The organism is Labilibaculum euxinicum, from assembly GCF_963678175.1.
Lineage (GTDB): Bacteria > Bacteroidota > Bacteroidia > Bacteroidales > Marinifilaceae > Labilibaculum > Labilibaculum euxinus.
Map to the genome: position 1 here is coordinate 4,219,721 of NZ_OY782756.1, position 21,359 is coordinate 4,241,079.

General features: G+C 35.0%; 8 protein-coding genes. All 8 read right to left on the bottom strand.

Translation table 11 applies throughout. The annotated features are described in order from the left end of the window. Positions 1-8: 8 nt before the first annotated feature. The 8 genes from ACY0M5_RS16965 to ACY0M5_RS17000 all read right to left on the bottom strand — a co-directional run bounded on the left by ACY0M5_RS16965 (position 9) and on the right by ACY0M5_RS17000 (position 21,353). On the bottom strand, positions 9-3,155 hold the full coding sequence (locus ACY0M5_RS16965; protein ID WP_461629967.1) for a SusC/RagA family TonB-linked outer membrane protein: 3,147 nt from the start codon (positions 3,153-3,155) through the stop codon (positions 9-11). A 1,732-nt stretch (positions 3,156-4,887) separates the two neighbouring features. Beyond that, positions 4,888-8,802, bottom strand: a complete 3,915-nt coding sequence (locus ACY0M5_RS16970) for a hybrid sensor histidine kinase/response regulator transcription factor (RefSeq protein WP_461629968.1) — start codon at positions 8,800-8,802, stop codon at positions 4,888-4,890. 884 nt (positions 8,803-9,686) lie between these two features. Next, positions 9,687-12,041, bottom strand: a complete 2,355-nt coding sequence (locus ACY0M5_RS16975; protein ID WP_461629969.1) for a beta-xylosidase family glycoside hydrolase — start codon at positions 12,039-12,041, stop codon at positions 9,687-9,689. 563 nt (positions 12,042-12,604) lie between these two features. After that, positions 12,605-14,356, bottom strand: coding sequence for a glycoside hydrolase family 43 protein (locus ACY0M5_RS16980; protein ID WP_461629970.1), 1,752 nt, complete (start codon positions 14,354-14,356; stop codon positions 12,605-12,607). 897 nt (positions 14,357-15,253) lie between these two features. After that, entirely contained in the window at positions 15,254-17,719 is a 2,466-nt protein-coding gene (locus ACY0M5_RS16985; RefSeq protein ID WP_461629971.1) for a glycoside hydrolase family 95 protein, read from the bottom strand. A gap of 18 nt (positions 17,720-17,737) precedes the next feature. Beyond that, positions 17,738-18,034: a hypothetical protein gene (locus ACY0M5_RS16990; RefSeq protein WP_461629972.1), complete on the bottom strand. Its 297-nt coding sequence runs from the start codon at positions 18,032-18,034 to the stop codon at positions 17,738-17,740. Positions 18,035-18,211: 177 nt separating this feature from the next. After that, positions 18,212-20,608 (bottom strand): glycoside hydrolase family 127 protein, encoded by a 2,397-nt coding sequence (locus ACY0M5_RS16995; protein WP_461629973.1) that lies wholly within the window; start codon positions 20,606-20,608, stop codon positions 18,212-18,214. Between the two features lie 187 nt (positions 20,609-20,795). Then, positions 20,796-21,353 (bottom strand): DUF3237 domain-containing protein, encoded by a 558-nt coding sequence (locus ACY0M5_RS17000; RefSeq protein WP_461629974.1) that lies wholly within the window; start codon positions 21,351-21,353, stop codon positions 20,796-20,798. Between the last annotated feature and the right edge of the window lie 6 nt (positions 21,354-21,359).

Here is a 21,359-nt window from a genome sequence, read left to right on the forward strand (position 1 = left end):
TATCCGTTTTATAATGTTATGTTAAGGCCTAAGTTGATGCGTTTCATTGTTGGATATGCACTATTACTATTGTTTCGCCCCTCTCGATCATCAGGCATATTAGTCCACATCCACAAGTTATTACCATTTATAAATACCCTTAACGAACCAATTCCTAATTTTGAGGTTACCGTTTTATTAAATTCATAAGCTACCTCAGCATTCTTTAGTCTTATATATGACCCATCATAAATATCAGTAGTTCCTCTGGAATAAACATGCGAACTCCATCTAGGCATAGCAAAATCAGCATTGGTATTTTCAGAAGTCCACCAACTACCTAATTCATAGGCCTTGTTGGTACGACCCCCGAAATTATTGAAATACACTGATCGATTTGTGTTATTTACACCATAAAATTGAGCCATGATACTAAAACCTTTCCACTCTAATCCTACAGTACCACTGTAAGTATTTTGTGGTCGATCAGGATATCCGTATGGTACACGATCAAAATCATCGATTATACCATCGCTGTTATAATCTACTAATTGATAATTACCCGGTAATTTTTCAGCATCGTAAGCATTCTCTACCGTGCTACCATACACTTCATCCCATGTATTGTAATAACCATCATTTATTATCGAACGCGTTTGTCCAATTTGTTTTCCCGCAGTCATCTGATAATCATCAAGTAACAACTCATCATCAGCAAAAATAACTTTATCTTTAGCATGAGACATGCTAAAATTACCCCAAACACGCATACCATTTTTCAGTACTTTGTTTAAGCGCACTTCAATCTCATACCCTTTAACATCAACTTCACCCAGATTACCATACGATGGTGTTCCTCCAAAATACGATGGTACAGCTCTATTTCCACCATCTAATAAAACATCAGTACGATGATCTTTAAACACATCCACACTACCTGCTACTAAACCATTAAAAAAAGCAAAATCAGCACCGACATTAGTTTTAGCTACTTTTTCCCAATGCATATCAGGATTACCAATCCTATCCTCTTTCCACCAAGTATATTGACTCGTGGAACCAGGACTGTTACCTAGGTTAGCATCGCCTCCATAGGCCCATTGTGTATCGTATAAGAAGCGCACCCACGTATTGTCACTACCAACTTCACCATATGAAGCACGAAGTTTCAACATATCTAAAAAGCCTACACCTTTCATAAAATTCTCTTCACTAAGCATCCAGCCTACTGCTCCCGAAGGGAAAAAAGCAAAACGATAGTCGGGTCCAAATTTTTCGGAACCATTATAGGCACCATTCAATTCAACAAAATATTTTGATGCATAATTATAAGTTGCTCTAAATACCCAGTCTTCACGGAAATGTTCAAATTCACTTCCTGTTGCATATTTATCACGACTAAACAGCCCCATCATTGTAACATCGTGTTTACCGAATTTTTTAGCATAATCCATTTGTAATTGATAAAACAACTTTCGATAATCTTCACTACCGCCCCACGAATTGGTATAAACCTCATCGCCACGTGTACTCCATATTGAAGGCATCCAATTAAATTGATTGGTTCCAAAATAGTTTGAATAATAAACCTCACCAGTGCTGGCATCCACCCATTTAGATTGAACTCCTCCACCATCATTCACACCTCCAACAGTTTTAAATTTATTATCAAAAGACAAAGTACCTTTAGCACTCAATCCCTTTAACAACATACTTAGATCTTGCTTCAAGGTAAAATCCGTTGTTATGGTTGCCGTTGTTTTTTTACGTATCCCGTTATTGGCTAGTATTGCAGCCGAATTAAATGCTTCTAAAGGTTCTGGTTGATAATAGCCCCATGAACCATCAGGATAATGAGGTAAATAACTATCAGGAGCTGAAGTATAAATAGCCTCCCAAACACGAAACTCCCAATCGTCTTGTCCATAAACATCTTGCTTAACGGCATAAGAACCGGCTAAATTAGCAGAGAAAACAGTGGTATTTGTTAAGTCAAAATCCAAATTACTGCGAACATTAATACGATCAAAACCATAGCCTGGTGAATAACTCTTATCATTATCAAAATGCTTCAATATATCTCCTTCCGACAAATAGTCTACTGAAGTAAAATACTTTACAGTCTTGGTACCACCGGAAGCGCTTACATTTGCTTTGTATGACATTGCAAAGTCTTTCACCAATTCATCTTCCCAGTCTACATTAACATATCTTTCACGTTCTGTCTGATCACTTTGATTACGATACTTGTTGAGTATGCTTTGGGGAGTATAATCAGCCCATGAATCTGGATATAATGCTACCTCCCGTTCAATAATCTCGTTTCGAAGCTTTAAGGCATCATACGAATCGTATTTCTCAGGCAATTTAGAAGGTATTTTTACAGTGGCACTAAGATTAACACGAATTTCTGCTTTTCCTTCCTTTCCGCGTTTAGTAGTAATTAAAATAACACCATTAGCACCCTTTACACCAAATACTGCAGTGGCAGAAGCATCTTTCAGTACCGAAATACTTTCCACAGAAGATATATCTACACTACTCATTTGCCGCTCGATACCATCTACTAAAATTAGTGGACTACTTTCATTCCAGGTACTTTGACCCCGAATATATATAGTAGGATCTTCTTCTCCGGGAGTTCCACTGGAGGAAACCGTAATTACACCAGGTAAATTACCGGTTAATGCAGCCCCAACACTAGTTACTCCACCTGTTCTTTCCAGTGTTTCACCTTTTGTCTGAGATATAGATCCTACAACACTTTCTTTCTTTTGTTTACCGTAGCCAACAACCATTATTTCCGATAATACACTCACTTCAGGTACCAAAATCAAATTAAATTCTGCCTTTCCGGCAACATTGACTTCCTGTCTTTCCATTCCAATAAACGAAACAACGATAACTGGTGTTTCCTGCGGTATTTTTAATACAAAACAACCATTAAAATCGGAAATAGTTGCATAGTTTAAATTTCCTTTTACCATGATTGTTGCCCCAGCAATTGGTTCTTGCTCACATACTATTGTCCCCCTAATTTCTCTTAAATTTTGTGAGAACACATGAGTAGAACTAAAAACAAATACAACTAGAAGCAAAAAATACTTTTGTAGTTTAATCCTTAACATATTAAATAAGGATAAGTTTTGAATAAATAAATACATTGTACGTTCCATTACATAATCAGCTTAAATTCACTTAAGTATTCCAAATTCATTGAGGCAAATAAACCTTTGTTTATTCCTATATCATTATCAAACCTTAAACGCCTCCCTCGATTTAGGTATTCACTTAAAAAGCTGCAATACACATTTGGTTTTTCATAAACTTCTGTAATCATAATTTAATAAATTTAATAATTATTACAAATTGATATATTGGGGGTTTTATCGCTTACAATTCCTCATATCTTTCTTAATACATACAAATTAACACTTACACTCTGTCCTTATTTACAATAAGGACAGAGTGTGCGTTTTTTGTCTGCAAGCAAATTTCACAAACACTAATCCTTTCTCGAATAAAAACCTAAAACTATTTCTTCTTGAAGTAACTTTAAGATCTTTTGTGTTATAGCCGTTCGCCTCAATCGTTTCCGTGCTACTACCTATATATATAATTTAGTTTTTACACTCTTATCTATTCCAGTTTTACCAATAATCAGTAAATAATTCTCAGGCAAGCGCTCGAAGCAATTTTATAATTAAAGACATTCCTTTCTTCAAATTTTCGGATCTCTAGATTTGACAATGAAATTATTACAACGCATATTTGTGATAAGCTTATAATATGTTCGATTGTTTGGATCATAGTCAATTGCTGATGAAAAAAAAACTCACTCACACTTTGGTCTTTAAATTGTAATTGTTTTATGTTGCCCAACATAAAATGAAATTGTTTCCAATTAACCATATCAGAACAATGAAACAGGGATATGAAAACCTTCCTGACAAAATTGGATGATAAAAACAATCATTTCTTGACATAGGATCATTCTTATAAAAGACATTATTCCTCTTATATAAGAAATAGTGGAAGTGAGCAACCAAACTATCTAATCTAAACACAGAGCAATTTCTATCTGATTTAGAAATACCAGTTGAAAAAGTTATAGATAAACCAGATAAGAGAACAACGTTGCAAATAAACATACAGAATCCCTTTTTCATCACTTTACATTTCTCCAAGTTCATTGAAATTAATTGTCTTTTGCACTAGACTAATAACTGTTAATAAATCAAAAATAAATACAATTAATATTAATGATTACTAATTCTGGATATGCAATTTTCAATTTCAGATATTCTTACAAAAAACAAACATATCATCGCTTAGGAATGCCGTCCTGAATCATCGGAATTGACAAATTAATAGCTATTCTGGGTTGTGCAGGCAGGAAATATTTGACTTTGTCGAAATACCAATCGGCAGGTAATTGTGTTTCATCGATGCGGTCACACACATCATTATTGCTTAAAAAAGGAATTATGAAGTCAAACAAAGCAGGAATCGTACTTCCTTAGGCTGTAACACAATTACTCTGAGTTTAAAATGATCCTTTCTAGCTTAGTATAATACCTAATTAACATCAAAACCAGCTTTATAAAATCTTTCTTTCCAGCTATATCTTCATTAAAAAATATGCAGTTCAGGGTAACCCGACTCTCTTTTACTTTTTAGCCTTGATACAGCTGAAAATTATTTATTTTAAGATACTTTTGAAATCAAATTGGCACAAAAATTACTTTAACATAGACGTTTCAGATAACCATTTGCAGAACTTAAAGAAACTTTGTGGAAAATCACGATATAAGAAAATATTAACAAGCATATCCATATAAGTTTGTATACAAGCTAAACCGAAGACGTTTGGGTGAATATATTTTTAAATCACCAATAAAATACGAATCAGAAAATCTGAGAAGGTGATTTTCCGTAATATTTCCTAAAAACAGTACTATAATATCCCACAGTAGCAAACCCGGATAACTCACTAATTTCCGTTATGGAATATTTTTTTGATTGCAATAATGTCAATGAATAATCAAGTCGAATGGATTTAATAAAATCTGTTGGTGATTGATTTGTAAGAGATTTTACTTTTTTATACAATAATGAAGGACTAACATTCATTTTAGATGCAAAATCATTCTTTGAGAAATTAGAATTACTTATATTTTCCCGAACAACTTCCACCATCTGCTTAACAAACTGCTCATTAAGCTGATTATCATATATTTGAACACACTCATCATTAAGATTAATAGTTTTCAAGGCCTTATCCCGCGCAACTTCACGATTTTGAATAATAGTTCTAATTTTCTGTTGAAGAAGAGTAACATCAAAAGGTTTTGTGATATAATCATCTGCCCCAAGTCCCAATCCCTTTAGCTGTTGAGCCTTATCAGATAAAGCTGTTAATAAAATAATTGGAATATGCGAAGTTTCATAGGTTGATTTAATTTTGCGGCATAACTCATAGCCATTCATGTTTGGCATCAGAATATCTGAGACAACTAAATCCGGAAACTCTTTCACAATAACTTTCCATGCCTGCTCTCCGTCAGCAGCTAAAAATATTTGAAAACTGGAAGCTAATGCTAATTTCAAAAATTCCTGCAAATAATCATTATCCTCAACAATCAATACTTTCATTTTTGAATCAACAGATGGCTCGATAACATCAAGTAATTCTTTATTCAAATCTTTGCCTATATATTCTGGATTGATTAGTGTTTTATTGGATATTGATTTATTTTCATTAAACTTATCTGTTTCTACAATTGGCAGTACAACCTGAAAAGTGGATCCAATATTTTCCTGACTTGAACAAATAACTTTCCCTCCGTGCAGATCGACATAATTTTTCACTAATAATAAGCCAATACCGGAACCTATAACTTTAGAGTTTATGGCATTTTCGCCCCGATAAAACTCCTTAAATAATTGTTTTTGGGCAATTTTACTAATTCCTAATCCCCTATCTTTTACCTCTAATATCCATTTACTCTTTGTGCAATTCAGCTTAACCAATATAGGCGCGTTCTCAAAGGAGTATTTCACTGAATTGGAAATTAAATTATCAACAACTTTTTCAATCATAACCTCGTCAAAAGCAGTAGTAAAAGTTGAAACATTTGATTCAAATTTTATTGCAATATTTTTTGATTTGGCATAAGATTCAAACATCATCACCCTATTCTCAACTACTTTTACAATATCAGACATTAATAAAAATGGCTTTTCTTTCTTCACATCAACTTTCTGAAAATCCATTAATTGAGTAACTACTTTTAATAAGCGATGCGTTTGGTCTGTTGCCAGAAAAAGATAATGTAATGCTTTAGCTGATAAGTCAGGTTCTTTGTTCAATTCTTCAATAGGTCCATTAATCAAGGTTAATGAGGTTCTTATATCATGAGCGGTATTGGCAAAAAAATTAATTTTCTCTTCTGAATGATTCTTTTTCAAACGATAAATGTAATATTTAAACATAAAAACTGCAAAACCCCCAATAACAATCAAAACCAGCAATTTAAACCACCATGTATTCCAGTACGGCGGAATAATTTTTAAGCTAATAAACCGCTCATCAATAATATCAGTCATAGAACTGTCGTACATCCTAACCCGAAGGGTATACTCCCCACTCTGAAGATTGGAGTAGGATAAAATACGATTATTGCCAGGCTTGCTCCAGTATTTATCTAAACCTTCAATCTTCCACGAAAATTTTGCACCGGATGATGTAACACCGATTGGAATCAATTCCAAACTAATTGTATTCTGATAATGTTTAAGAAACAGTTCCTTCAGGCTATCTAAAGGAGATTCCAATTTAATGTCAGATGATTCCCGAACTGAACGGCCAGCAACGGTAAGCTCCTGATAAAATATCTTCCCATTATATTTTTGCAATGCTATTTGATCCGGATCAAAAATTAAGGCTCCTTTATTAGTTCCCCATATTAGCTTTCCAGAACTAAGTCTGAAATGTGAATTTTTATTATAAGACACATTATTTAAATTGTGCAGAGAACTAAAAGTTACAACCGTATTATCTTTTTCATTCAATCTGCAAATTCCTTTTTCTGTTCCTATCCAAAAAAATCCATTTAAATATTCAATACTATTTACAAAATTTGTTGTCAAACCAGAATCGACAGAAATTTGCTCCCTCTCTTTTGTTAAAAGATTGTATTTAATGATCCCATCGCCACTGGTGCAAAGCCAAGCAACGTTATCCCTTAAAAAAATATCATAAACCAGATACCCCTCCACAAGACTCTCTGTACTTCCACTATTCTTATCAAACAAAATCAAACTATTGGTTGTACCTATCAATAATTTATCGGAATTAAATTCCCGCATTACATTAACTGTAATATTCTTAAATGAAACAAATCGGTCTTCAGCCGATTTATAACATATTAAGGCACCTCGTACTCCTCCTATCCAAATATCCCCTGCACTATCTTTTAAAATATTAAATACAAAATTATTTGCAAATTCCACATTTGTTTCTTCTTGCGAATAATGTGCTAATTCCATTCCTGTTTTTGGATCAATTATATATACGCCTGAAGAATATGATCCAGCCCATATCCGCCCTTTCTCATCTTGACATAAGGAAAGAAATACCTGAGCATGTTCCTTATTATTATAATAGTACGTTTTCCATTGATTACTATTTACATTCAAATAACTGATTCCATTATTAGTGGCAAACCAAATATTTCCATCACGATCTTCAAAAACACTATTAACACAATCGTTAGCAAGAGAATTCGAATTATTGGCTACATGAATTATTTTTGTAACGTTTGAATTTTCCTGGTCATAATAAGACACTCCACCACTATAAGTACATACCCAAACCCGTTTGTTTTTATCACAAAAAATATCATAAACTCCATTACCTTGTAATGAATTAGAATTGTCAACATCTTCCTTAAAAATGTTTATTACCTTACCGTTATCTCCGCTAATTTCCCATACACCTTGTCCGTCTATTCCAATTAACAAAGTTGATTCAGAATTACGTTCAATATCAAGTATTGGCTGATTTGGGATGCTATCTGTACCCAACAAATTGAAATGTCCATTTTCTTCTTTTAGATAAAACAATCCATCTGCCATAGTGCCGATCCACAGCCTATTTAAACCATGATCGTAATACAAAGAAGTAACAGCATAATTTGTCGGTTTCGCGAAAGAATAATATTCTTCAGAGCTGAAATCAATTGTATTAAAAAACTTTATTGTCCCATTTACCGAATATAAAAATTGTTTTGAATCATACCATACTAAGGATTGTACAGCTTCTACCGCACCAACTATTTTCAAACCAGATTCCTTATTGTAAAAATACAAACCGAAAGTAGATGCTAACCATAAATTACCAAAACTGTCAACCAGCATTTCATCAATTGAGATATAATTATTTCTTAATTGTTTTGATATGTTAATTACTAATTCAAATTCATCCTTGACTTTATCATATTTAAAAATTTGTCCATTATTTGTATATGAGTACAGTCCTGCCTTTTCATAAACAAGGCTAACGGTTAGAATGTCAACAGTTTCAAAAGGCAATTGATAGGTTCTGATATCATCATGAGAATACCTTACAATTCCCATTTTTGAAGAAATCCAAATAAAGCCATCATCGTCACTACAAGCCTTATTGGTTTCACGAAAAGATAAACCATATGTTTCATTCAAATTAAAAAACTGAACTTCATTTATACCAACGGCATTAAACACACCAAAGCTCAATTCATAAATAAAAAAAAATACAAATATCAATTTTCGTAATCTCATAATCTTTTCTTCCTCTTGTTATTGTTATCGCACATTATGAAAAACATTTATCGAACTCAATTACAACTGTTTATTGGTAATCATCAACATTTATCCAGCGCATAAAGGGCTAAATTATAAAATTTCAACTGCCATACAAAAAACTTGGAAATACTAATTCAAACATCACTTTTCATTCAAAAAAATATTTGACAACTAAATACACAGCTGATCCTCCCGGTAACAATTACCATCGAACAAACAAAAAGACTCACCACAAGCATTATCATTTCCTAAATTTCGCAATCAGATACCTGTAGAAAGATCAGCACATATATTATATTTCAACTACCAAAACCATATTGACCTGTTCAGAGAATTTTGGCAACTTTATAAAGTTTACTCCTTTCCTGATGGTTCAAATAAATAATCTGACATTAGAAATGCCCTAACAAGACATTAAGTTGTTTTTATATGAAGAAATTAACAACCACCACTAACTATATTCTTAGTGCGTATATTTATCACTTGTGCTATTCCAGCATGGTTTGCCGGTTTTATTAACCAATTGCAAAACAATAATACACTATTAGCATAATTACGATTTTTAATTTTAGATAATATTCTTCTAAAATTAAATATAACAGTTCGCTTGTGTCCGATTAATACCTGTTAATAAATTTACCTGTAAATTGGTATAAAAAAGGAGAGGGTACTTCCTCTAACTATTTATCTCTCAAAGTTGTAATTTGATTTTGAGAAACACATTATAATATGGATCAAATCAATGAATTAAAATTTGCCGGACAGCCGATAATCAAACAGATTATCGATTTGCAAAAAGCTGACAACATACCATCACTAATAAAAAGACTAGGCAGTGACCTAATTATATCCATCCTATTTTAATTCTTTCCTGTTTTTGTATTTTTCAATAATAACAACATCCTTTCGGCATAACGTTCACCTAACATTCGATATCCCTCAGCCGAAAAATGCAAATGATCCTTAACACCCGGACAACCTTCTGAAGAAATAATATATGAATTCGGAATCACCTCAGGAAGTGTGGCTATTATTGAATTCATACTTGCACACTTCCCTTCTTCGCCGGCACTAACCATTTCACCAGCAATCAGTGGAACTTTTTTAGGATTTAAATTCAGATCAGCTATCAAATTATCGTACACCAACTTTACTTTCTTTGTCCAAAGTGTATCGCCTGTATTTGATTCCCCCTGATGCAATAAAATGCCTTTTATTACACCTGTTTTTTGAGCTATTTTTGCCATTTCAACAAGACGCAAATACGGATTCCCGTCATAATCCTTAACCATATTTTTCAACCAATCAGGCGACGATTCGACATAGGTTTTATAATTATCTTTATCAAACAGTTCTATTTTACATCCCCCAACAGCCACATTGATTACACCAACCTTAATGTTCTCCGGAAGGTTTTCTAATAGAGTGCGCCCAAAATAATCTACAGGAGTTAAGCCTGTATGACAGCGGCATAGAGGTGGAATTGCTGTATACCAGTTACCTTTTCTTCTGTTTAATTCAGGACAGTCAACAGTTGCCAGTACTTGAAAACGCTCGTTGACATTAACTGTATCCTGAGGTTCGAATCGTGCGTTTCCCTCCATATTAGATTGTCCCAAACTAAGGAATACGTACATCTCTTCTTTTGGAGAAATTGTATTACTAATATGGAAGTAGTCAAAATCAACATAACCGTCAACCATTTTTGTGGCATAATTAAAAAGACCAAACCGATACCCCATAAAATGAGGCAGAGTGTAAGCCATTTTCAAGGAAACTCCTATTTTTTTCCAGTTTTCACCATCAAAACTGTAATAGAACTCAGCTAAATCCTTACGTTCTTTAAAATCGCACTCTGCTTTTAAATAAACTATTTCCTGCTCAAAGGGTAAACTTTCAATTTCAACTGGTTTATTTGTTTGAGCACTAACCATTACTAATTTCTTTGCTCCATTTTCATTTTTTACTCCGACCAAGCCATATTTTTTTTGCAACAAGGCAAGACCTGCAAAATCACCATCTTTCATATTTGAAACATCCAACTTAGTTGATCCTGAACATTCAGGACCAAAGGTTCGTTGAGTCAAAGTATTTCTGGCCGTTAAAAATGAAGTGTCGATTCTACTGGTTATTAAACGCAAATAACCATCCCTATCCTTTACTGACCAAAAATTATCCACTTCATTATGATTCCATTGCCAAACTAATGGCAAATTCTCCTCATTTTTGGTTCTATTGAATTCATCTGATGCAACAATACCAGGAATTAAACCTCTTGATAGAGGTAACTGAAGTGTTTCAGGAACTTTGCCATCTACTCCGAGCACCAGCCATCCATTTTTCCACGTAACGGGTACCATATATGGTATACGACCTACAGCACCATTATCGCGGAACAAGTAGGCAAACCATTTTCCATCCGGAGTGTCAATTAGTCCACCTTGAGCCACACCTTTATCTTGCAATGCCACACGACCTTCGTAAGGTCCTGTAATCTTATCTGCCCGATGAACAATAACTGTTCTCATTCCTCCTTTGGGCCATGTAATATGAAACAAGTAATACTTGCCATCAATTTTGAATAATTGAGATCCTTCGGCTGGTAATCCTACATTGGTTCCTGCAGGTGCACTTGCATTTTCTATAATCACCTTTTCTGATCCCGGGATAATACCAGTTAATTTTTTATTCAATTCAACCATTTTAATATTGCCACTACCATAAATCATATATATGCGGTCATCATCGTCAAAAAACAGGGAATGGTCATGTAACGAAGGTTTGAAAGACATCTTCTTCCATGGCCCTTTTTCAATATTTTTTGTCGTATAAATATGTGTTTTACCCGTAGTACTAGAAAAAGTACTTACGTAATATTTTCCTTTATGATAACGAAGACAACTTGCCCATGAACCTTTTCCATAAGCATTTTTTCCATTATTTAATGATAGTGCATCGTTACTTTCCAACACATTATATGCATAGTTAACCAATTCCCAGTTTACAAGATCCGTAGATTTCATAATAGGAACTCCCGGGTTCATGTGCATGGTAGTACTGCTCATATAATAGGTATCACCCACTCGTACTATAGACATATCAGGCACGTCAGCATATATCACTGGATTATGTGCCAAATTTTCCTGAGCATAAAGGTGACTACACATTAAGATATATACAAAAAGGATACTACTGTATAAACGGATAAACTTCATTTTAAATTTTTTAATTAAAAAATATTCCACTCCTTATTGAAAATAAATAATTCACTTATCGATCTTTAAAACATTTATTAATAAGACTTCGAAAAGCTTATTAATACTTATAACAATCGAATCTAATCTGTACTAAATTAAGCTTTAATCAAATCAGCCTATTTTATTTTAAGATATTTCACTTTCAATATCAGACATAAACAATCCTGTTGTAATACATTAACTTCAATTACTAAGATAGTATTTAAAGAAATTAACGCATTTCAAATAAATCCTACAAACAAAAATGATAGTTATTGATATTATATATCTTAATTATCCACTCCCTCAAGACACTAAACAAGAGTAAATAATTTATGTCAAAATTACACTATAAAAAAAAGGCCAACTGTGTTCCTTTCAAAATTTACTATTCTGAATATCAAACACAATTGACTCCTTTTTCCCTTTTTAGAAAGGATTTGTTTTTAAACTAAATACAAGAACTTCCACAGCTCCTGTATATAGTTTTGTTTTTGTTGTTCATTTTTAACCAGGTACTCTATGAGCTAACTGCTCGTTAATTAATTTGGTTGAGCATCATTTGCAGCGGTAGCATACAAACCTAATAAACAACCCGTAAATCCTTTAGCCCTATTGGTTGAAAGTATATCTCCGGAAACAACTCCGCCAACGTTTATAAAATCAGATCCATCAATGGAATAAGAAAACTCATATTTATCCCCATCTGCAGCAACTTTTAATCCAAGAGGTTTTTTAATGTCTATTTTTTCGCTTGCAATAACCACTGATTGTCCTTTTTCCGTCCTTTGAAGTACGAGGTAATAATCTTTTTCTTTCTTCGTAATTCCAAAAACATAATTAAAACCTTCGTTTTGCAAACATGTTATTCCAGCTAAATCTTTTTCTGAAGATGGTTTATAGTCAATATCTGCTGAAAAGGAAAAATTATTGTGCTGCTGACGGTAAAATAGTGTTGATGTAGGTTTAAGTTCTTTTATATTTACATCAAACGGATTAATTCCTAACCCTTTTTTTGTCAAAGAGATAAATTCTTCCCGAGGCCCTCTAAGTCCTATCCATCTATCATCCAAGTTTTCTGAATTGAAATCTTCCTTATACACAAAGTTTCCATTGGGAAAAAATCCATCCTTACCTGTTCTATTCCCGGTTACACCTTCAGGCATTTTTAATTTTGGTTCCATAGGTATAAGTCCATTTTCAAAAACGGGGAACAAACCAGACCAATCAACAGGTAAAATAAATGTTTCACGTCCAATATTTACCCTGTCCTTTTCATTAGGGCGAATGGCAAGAAATACTCCATAATATTTATCACCCGGTCCCTTTACAATATCTGCGTGACCAGCCCAATCAACTTTATAATTTCTATTATTGCCAAAATATCTTTGTGTTAATATAGGATTACTTGGCGCTGGATTAAAAGGTCCTTTAGGACTTGAACCAATAAATACTACTTCACTATGCCAGCCTCCGGTACCTCCTTCAGCACACATTAAATAATAATTGCCATCTTTTTTATATAAGTGAGGGGCCTCAATCCAAATTGGTCTTTTAGAAATATCAGTTCCACCATTCACAATTACTATGTCTGACTCAGGGATGATTTTGTCATTTTCCACATCATATTCCCAAACTTTGATAACCCGATGCCCATTATATAATTCTTTACCTTTTGCGGGAGCATCATTATGCACGACATATCCTTTCCCATCATCATCAAAAAATATAGAAGGATCAATACCTGCAAAATCAAGTTTGATAGGATCACTCCACCCTTTCATTGGGTCTTTGGTCTTAACTATAATATTCCCAAGTCCTCCGGCAAACGCAGTAGTAATCATATAAAAAGTATCATTATGAGGATTATATGTTATTCCAGGTGCATACACTCCTGAACTGATGCCGGTATCATGAACATCTAATTGTGATGTGCGATCCAAAACGTGACCAATTTGTTTCCAGTTTACCAGATCTTTTGAATGAAAAATTGGTACTCCCGGAAACATGGCAAACGACGAACATACCATATAATAATCATCTCCTTTTCTTGTAATAGCCGGGTCTGGATAGCATCCTTGCAATATCGGGTTATAGAATTCCCCCTCCTTTAACGGAAAATCGTTATAAACCTTGTCGTTTCCCTGATAAACAAAATTATTAAACACCGGTCCATTTTTTTGTGCTTTTGTTTGAGCACATGCGCTAACAGCAAATAACATTACAATACAACCTGACAAAAAATACACCGGCCATTTTGTTGACTTAAATTTTATTTTTAGAACTCTACTCATCATTTTTTATTTAATCTAATTTATTTAAAAACTCTCTTGAATAACTGCAATAACATTCTTCCAATTAATTAATAGTCTTTATTCCTCATTTGTTTTTGACATGTTTTAAATTCTCCCAACACCTAATAATCAGAATTATTCATCCTGATCATTGGCTCTACCATACCAATTTAATATGAAACTCAATCCTGTTTATGTTGAGATATATGTACTCCCCGTTGCAATAGTCCTATCACCTACTTGTTCAATTTTGCTGCGAGTTCTGCGTAGATTCATGGTGTTATATTTCTTCTACAATACCATAATTTAGTCGCTAACCAGACCTATTCGAATGCCTTTTTATTGAATCAGGCAAAACAAATACTGGGCTATATTAATATTTGATGAAATTATATTATAGGAGGAAAATCGATTTTAAATCTTAGATAAACATTTTCAATTTTGGGACATATCAATGATTAGTCATGTATTTAGATACACAAAAGCAATAAAAGATGATTTGAAAAACTGGAAATAGATTAATATTCCAAATATCCAGATCAAAAAAAATAAATCTTCAAACCTGATTTTTACAATTGTTTTATGTCATTTAGAAATCAACACATGCCGTTATAATGCTTTCCCAATGGATTGGTGTTGCGCAGATAGAGATTATTTGACTTGATCAATTTTCAATTAAATACTAATTGGCATTATCAATAAAAAAAGCCACTATGAAATACATAATGGCTAACTCAATAAGTAATATTACAATGAACTTGCAACAAAAAAGTGGACAAAGAGTTACGTCATGCAACTATTTTATATTTGTTTAATAGTTTTCCATATTCTATTGGTGAATAGTACAAGTACGTCAATATAAAACACACCTTAACTTCATTAATTCAAAAGGTTCTATTATCTAATTCCATAAAAAGAGATAACCTGATTGGGTTTAGTATCTACATCATATTCATAGATTTTTTGTAACTGGACATTCTGTATCTTCTCCTTAGTATTATTAATTGGTTGAGGTGTCGCTTTTAAAAAGTAAAAACCATTTGTATTTTCACCTTCAGCTTGCCTAATGCCATCTCCACGCAAAGGAATGTAGGAACGCACACGGCACAAACCGCCATTTAATGAGTGAATTTCGGCTTTGACCAGTTTCCCTTCTGCCCACTGCATACTAACTTCAAACCCGCCTCTTGCTTTAAGTCCACTAACAGTTCCATTACGCCACACAGCAGGCAAAGCCGGCAACAAATGAATTGCTTCATCGTGGCTTTGAAGCAGCATTTCTGCAATACCTGCTGCACATCCAAAATTACCATCAATCTGAAAAGGAGGATGTGCATCAAAAAGATTTGGATAGGTGCCACCACCTCCACTCATGCCTCCATTTCCGACAACAGGTTTTAATTGATCTGTAATTAACTTAAAGGCATGATCACCATCAAGCAAACGTGCCCAAAGATTAACTTTCCATCCCATAGACCATCCTGTAGATTCATCGCCACGTGCCAGAAGTGATGTTTTTGCAGCATCAAATAATTCCGGGGTGCGGTAGGGTGAAATCTGGTTTGATGGATAAAGACCATAAAGATGAGATACATGACGATGATGGTCATTGGCATTATCTAAATCTTCCATCCACTCTTGTAACTGTCCCCATTTGCCAATTTGCATTGGAGGCAAGCGTTTTAAGGTTTGATTTAAGGTGTCAACTAATTCGGGATCTTTATTCAAAATTTGAGCAGCGTTTATGGCGATTTTAAACAGATCAAAAACCAATTGATTATCCATTGTTGTTCCTGCTGTAATTGAGGTGGAACGCCCCATTGGTGTATTTTCAGGTGAAACAGAAGGACTTACAACCAACCAGTTATTTACAGGCTCTTCAACCAGAAAATCCACAAAGAACAGAGCTGCGTCTTTGATGACAGGATAAACAGATTTTAAATAGTCTATATCTCCGGAAAAGGCATATTTTTCAAACAGGTGTTGCGACAACCAGGCACCTCCCATTGGCCACATACCCCAATTGGCTCCATCTATAGATCCGTTAATTCGCCAGATATCCGTATTATGGTGTAACACCCAGCCTCTGGCACCATACATATCCTTTGCAGTTTGTTTTCCTGTTTCAGCTAGTTCGCGAACCATTTTAACCAAAGGTTCGTTCATTTCGGATAAATTGGTAATCTCAGATGGCCAATAATTCATTTCAGTATTAATATTCACTGTATACTTACTATCCCAGGCAGGGAAAAGGTTTCCTGCCCAGATACCTTGTAAGTTGGCGGGTTGCGTACCAGGACGCGAAGAAGAGATTAACAGGTATCTGCCAAACTGAAAATAAAGAGCCACCAATTGCGGATCGTTTCCTTTGGCAAACTCTTTTATGCGCACATCGGTTGTATTCTTTACCGAATCGGATCCTCCCAAATCTAACTTAACGCGGGTGAAAAATGAGCGATAATCGGCAATATGCTCCATCAAAGCTTGTTCATAGTCTTTTTGGATTGCTTTATCTAAGTATCTGTTTACCCTTTCTTCAGCATCGCCACTTACATCTTTATAACTATTAAAATTGGTTGCAACGGAAATATAAAGAGTTGCTTCGTTGGCATCTTTTACAGTTAATAATCCGTTTTCAGCAGAAACAGAACCGCCTTTCGTAGTAATCTTAACTTTAGCATTGAAAGCTACCTCCCCTATTATGCCCTCCTGATCGCTGCTGATGCCAGACATTATTAGTTCATCATTGCCGTCTGTGGAAACAGTTACTTCGGAAGGTCTGTCCATACTTGCAGAAAAATTAATGACACCTGATTTATCTGCTTCTATTTTTGCAATAATAACTTCATCGGGATGGGAAGAAAACACAGTGGTTTTATAGTTAACACCATCCACTTTATAGGAAGATGCTACAATGGCATTATTGATATCCAACTCTCTATAATAATCGGTATAGTTCTCATGCCCCGGAAACGACAGCTTTAAATTACCTGCCGTTTGATAAGACATGCCATGAGACTTTTTACTAATCATTTTCTTATCGACCAGATCACGCGCTTCAGCAAATTTGCCTTCAAAAATAAGCTTGCGTACTTCGGCCAATGCATCTTTTGCCTGCACATTATCGTTACGGTTAGGCCCTCCTGCCCATAACGTATTCTCATTCAACTGAAAGACTTCATTAACAGGGTCGCCAAAAACCATTGCGCCTAAACGACCATTCCCTACCGGCAAAGCTTCTACCCATTGTTTTGCAGGTTTATCGTACCACAGCTTCAATTCCTGCTCTTGTGCCTGATCCTCTGCACACGAAGAGATAAAAAGAAAAAGAGCCTGTATAAATATAAATTGGACTCGTTTCATTATTTCACATTTAAAAAATTAATATTCAATCACTTGCTCAGTCCAGGTTGGTTTTAAAATATAAAATCTGCCATTTTTATAATAAACAGGTTCAATACCTATCTGAGGGGTCTTTTCCCAATCCTGAAGTTCCGGACAATAGGGATACAGACTTTTTCCGTACCCCTTGTAATGACAAGAACTCCAGATATTTCCATCAGGTCCTATAAACAAAGCATTGTGCCCGGTTTCGCAATAAGGATCTTCTGTGTCTTGAAGTTTTATCCATCTAATTATTGCTTTACAATACTTATTTTCACTACTATTAATATTCAATATAGAGATCTTAATATTTCTCTATTTAATCGCTTTAAGTTCATTGGGTGATTTTTCCATAGAAATCTTTATCAAAAAGCAAACTTGATGATAAAGATTTCTTTTGATTCTGTATGATTATTAATGGGTAACCATTATTAATTATGGTTATTATTTATCCTCTAAACGGACGAACTTTTACTTTTTTTCTACAGCCCCTCTTATTAACCTAATATAATAAACAGCTCCTGCAGTGCTTCCAGGAAGAGCTTTAAATTTCACCCATACATGGTCTTTTCCAGATACCATCGAGTTGGGAATGGAATAAACAACATCTTTAAACATAGATTGATTCCATCGGCCTGTATTATCTTCGGTCAGAAGTTTTTCATCGTCGATATAAATATCAAATTTCCTGCTCCCCCATTCTGCACCCCAATAACGAACTCTTAAACTCAAATCAGTTTCCGAATTTGTTGCCAAATTGTAGCTAAAAAAGCCGTCATTCTTAGCTTCGCGGAAAAACTCATTTAAATTGTTGCCTTTATTGGAATTTTCTGATAGCATGCCATGATCGGTTTCGGGCTGTTGCTCACCAGGCGCAACCTGATCGATTGTGCGTTTTTCCAGAGCAAGTTTTTCTTTTTCAATATTTGCCAATGAATCTGTGTATGCTTTGTAACCTGAATTTGACAAAGCCAACCAATACATCATATACCTGGCATCGTGTATTTTACTAAACGGTTCCAGTGTAAGTTCGACAGGATTGACCATTTTTACATTTAGTGTAAAATTTAACGGCTTACCTTCAACCGGAACTAACTTATTTCCTATATTTTGAATGTCATCATTAATCAGTATTGGAGCTTTGTCGATAGGTAAAAATTTACCACTTGATGATTGTCCCCAACGACCATCATCCGCAATTAAGCCTTTTAAATCTTCGGTTCCGGTTTTCGCACCCAATAATATAGGTCCATGCATGAAAGCGATGTATTCAGGCACATTAGGTAAATGTTCGATAGTATTTCGCATGGGCAATGTTACTTGAACCACATCCCCTTTTTTCCATTTTCGGTCGATGCAAACATAAGACGAAGGAAGCAATGTACCATCCACAATCTTTCCATTCACTGAAATTTTCAATGCACCCTTATTTACCCACGCCGGATAGCGAACTAATAATTTAAATTTCGAAGCTCCCTCTGAAATAGTAAGTTTTGTTTGTTCTTCATAAGGAAAATTTGTTTCCTGTTTGATTTTCAAGCCTTTTTCTTTCCAGTCTAATTCCGACGCGATAAAAAGATTCAGAAATAATGAATCTTCTGAATGGGTGTATATAAATTGGTTGTATTTGCCATGGTTTTCCATGCCTGAACCAACACAACACCACATCGCTTCGTTTGGAGCTGAGTAAACCCGGTAATGGCGTGGTCGCGCCGGGGTGAAATAAACATATCCGCCATGTTCGGGATGCTGAGAAGAGAGGATGTGATTGAAGATGGTACGTTCGTAATAATCGGCATATTTTCCAGCTGGATTCACCCGAAACAGGTCTTCGGTTAATTTGAGCATGTTATACGAGTTGCAGGATTCGGGTCCATCATTTACATTTACAAAATCGATACATGATTCTTTGGCCGGAAAATGTTCCCTTCTGCTGTTGCCACCAAAAGCCAAGGAACGGTTAGTTGTTACAGTCTCCCAGAAAAAACTACCCGCTTTACCATACTTTTGATCAAGATCAAGTTCTGCTATTCGCTCAAAACCAATAAATTTGGGAATCTGAGTATTCGCATGTTTGTTATCAAGCATATCTATTCCCTGTGACAATGGATCTAGAAACATTTTGTGCGAATAACGTTTTGCAGCCGTGAGGTATTTTTTATTGCCTGATATTTGGAATGCATCGGCAAGTACTTCGTTCATACCACCGTATTCGTTAGCGAGCATATCTTCCATCTGCTTGTCCGACAAATCCTCTGTAATGGTAATTGCCCAATCGCAAAATTGAAGAAAAAGGTTCTTTGCTTCGATATCTCCTTTGTATAACCAAGCATCTCTCAAGCCTGCATACATTTTGTGAATATTGTAATAAGGTGCCCATGCCTCCCATATTGCCCCAACTTCTCCAGCTTTTATCTTTGACCATAACGCTGCACTGTGTGGAACGCCACCAACATACCCAACACCCCAATCAGGATACTTCTGGCTATTGGCTTCTTGACAGGCCTTTAGCTCAGAGATCATATAATCCATGCGCTTTTTGCATTCTGCATTACCGGTTGCTGCATAATTTATTGCCATTGCCGTCAGGTAATGCCCTCCTACATGCCCGTCTAAGCCTTCCCAGTTGGGATAACTCTTTGCCTTTTCTGATAATCCAGCTTCTTTGCGATAAGGAGCCAATAAACGGTCGACATCGTATTTCAACAGAACCTCAATATTCAGGTCGCGAGCATGTTTGAACGGCCCATCGAGTAGCTGTACATCTCCCAAAGGAAATTCGTTGGAATATAGCTTTTCTTGTGCGCTTGATGCAATAGGAAATATAAACCCTAATAACATCACGAATTTGAATATTTTTTTAAACATAATACTAAAGCTTAATTTGTTTTTATAAGATTACTCATAGCTATTCTCACTAGCATTCATTAAAGTCAATTATTCTATCCAAACAACAATTTCAAAAGAGTACAATATATAAACCAGATGGTTATAGCAAACCCATCGTTTTCTTCAAAAATGCATATTATTAAAAAACTCTAGTTAAGAAGGTTAATTACAACAACTTGTACACTCCAATTATGACATAGGGCTCTTCACCCGTATTTAACTTGGGCATGGTAAGCGTTCCTATAAATATGGCATGATTAAGATAATCATATCTGCTATCGGTTGGAGCCTCCAAATCAGCAATTGATTTTACATAAAAACTACCATCTTCGTCTTTTGCTGGCACATGCATCAGTGCTTTGTTTATGACCTGAATTATAATGCCATCGTTCGTTTTAAGCAAGTAACGTGCATTGAGTTCCGTATCGCCATCAGAGCGCACCAATTGCCAATCTTCACCAGCGGGCAACACTTCGCCTTGAATGTTTGGCCCTTTAAAAGAGCCACCTGTTATGGGTATCATCCGACGGGTTCCCCGTTTGCTTTCGCCTACTACAACCACATTGCCAATTTTCACTTTGGCATCCCACATAAACTCAGCCTTAAAATCGTTATAAACAGGTTCCATTTTTATGGTGGCAGGTTGCTGAGCAGCTAAATCTGAGACCACAAAAAAGGCATACAACACTGCTACTAACACTAAATTAGATTTCACATTTATCATCTTCGA

Coding starts and splice junctions, on each gene's coding strand:
- ACY0M5_RS16985 (WP_461629971.1), bottom strand. CDS start 17,719: ATGAAACGAGTCCAATTTATATTTATACAGGCTCTTTTTCTTTTTATC.
- ACY0M5_RS16995 (WP_461629973.1), bottom strand. CDS start 20,608: ATGTTTAAAAAAATATTCAAATTCGTGATGTTATTAGGGTTTATATTT.
- ACY0M5_RS16965 (WP_461629967.1), bottom strand. CDS start 3,155: ATGGAACGTACAATGTATTTATTTATTCAAAACTTATCCTTATTTAAT.
- ACY0M5_RS16975 (WP_461629969.1), bottom strand. CDS start 12,041: ATGAAGTTTATCCGTTTATACAGTAGTATCCTTTTTGTATATATCTTA.
- ACY0M5_RS17000 (WP_461629974.1), bottom strand. CDS start 21,353: ATGATAAATGTGAAATCTAATTTAGTGTTAGTAGCAGTGTTGTATGCC.
- ACY0M5_RS16970 (WP_461629968.1), bottom strand. CDS start 8,802: ATGAGATTACGAAAATTGATATTTGTATTTTTTTTTATTTATGAATTG.
- ACY0M5_RS16980 (WP_461629970.1), bottom strand. CDS start 14,356: ATGAGTAGAGTTCTAAAAATAAAATTTAAGTCAACAAAATGGCCGGTG.